The organism is Oleiphilus sp. HI0067, from assembly GCF_001635735.1.
Map to the genome: position 1 here is coordinate 1 of NZ_LWFI01001256.1, position 1,186 is coordinate 1,186.

Here is a 1,186-nt window from a genome sequence, read left to right on the forward strand (position 1 = left end):
GTAGGAATGTTTCCAGTGTCAGAACTACAAGCAAAAAGCGCGGTAAAAACCGCGCTCAAGCCAAGACACTGTATAAGTCTCTTTGTCATACTATGATCCATGAAGGTGACTAAAGGCTCTGTGTGTCCACACCCAAGTCAGACAATTTGACACCTAAAAGTGGTGCTCGTTGTGGCGCATCTTTCACCATATCAAACGCCGCTAGATAACTTTCTTTTGCTGACTCGCGATCACCTTGAAGAATGTAGATATCGCCCTTAATTTCAAGATATGCAGGGGCGAATGCTTCATCTGATGCATCGAGTAAAGCATGCGCAGCTTCATACTCACCTTTCGCTGATAGAATGCGAGCTTTACGTGCATTAACGATGTGGATCGTACGCGGGTCTTCATTTGATTCTAAAACGAAATCAAGTTCTGCAAGCGCAGTATCGTAATCTTTGGCAGTCACGGCTTGTTTCGCCAAGAACAATGCTGCAAAACGCGCATATTCAGAATCTATAAATTTCTCTTTAAGCTCGTTCGCAATAAAGCTAGCTGACTGGTCGTCGCCTAAGCCTGCTTGCTGGGTAGAGATGCTAACCAACTGCTGATATAACGCAGAGGCTGTCGCTTTATCATTCTCTACGTTGTTTTGCCATGCACGATAACCAAATACAATTGCAAGAGCAGCAACAACGGCTAGCAACACAGAACTACCGTTATTCTTCCACCAGTTTTTAATCGCTGCGATTTGTTCTTCTTCGGTCTTAAACTCGTCCACAAATTACTCCACTTAACTCAATTTCTTATTAGCAGCTAATCAGCCGCGCAGTAGTTTACTGCATTCAAACAACGATGTATTTAATCAAATCACTTTGAGCAACGCTTTTTTGTTCTTCATCACTCTTTAAAGGCTTAACCAAAGCTGTGTCGGTATCAATTTCGTTACTGCCAAGAATAACCGCATAGCGCGCACCAGACTTGTCCGCTTTTTTCATTTGAGATTTGAACGAGCCCTGCCCCATATTTTGCAACACACGAAGACCACCTTCAGATCGCAAGTGACCTGCTAATTCGAAGGCTTTAATTTGAGTACCATCACCTGCGGCGACAATATAAACATCCGCAACCACATCAAGCTCTTCAGGGAATACCTTAAGCTCTTCGAGCAGAAGAACAAGACGCTCTACACCCATCGCAAAAC

Annotated in this window: 2 protein-coding genes; both read right to left on the reverse strand. The window is 43.8% G+C overall.

What is annotated here, in order from left to right:
* Positions 1 to 109 precede the first annotated feature (109 nt).
* On the reverse strand, positions 110 to 763 hold the full coding sequence (locus tag A3739_RS19275) for a tetratricopeptide repeat protein (protein ID WP_068476702.1): 654 nt from the start codon (positions 761 to 763) through the stop codon (positions 110 to 112).
* A 64-nt stretch (positions 764 to 827) separates the two neighbouring features.
* A partial coding sequence (locus A3739_RS19280) for a His/Gly/Thr/Pro-type tRNA ligase C-terminal domain-containing protein (RefSeq protein WP_255376785.1) occupies positions 828 to 1,186 on the reverse strand: 359 nt, incomplete at its 5' end.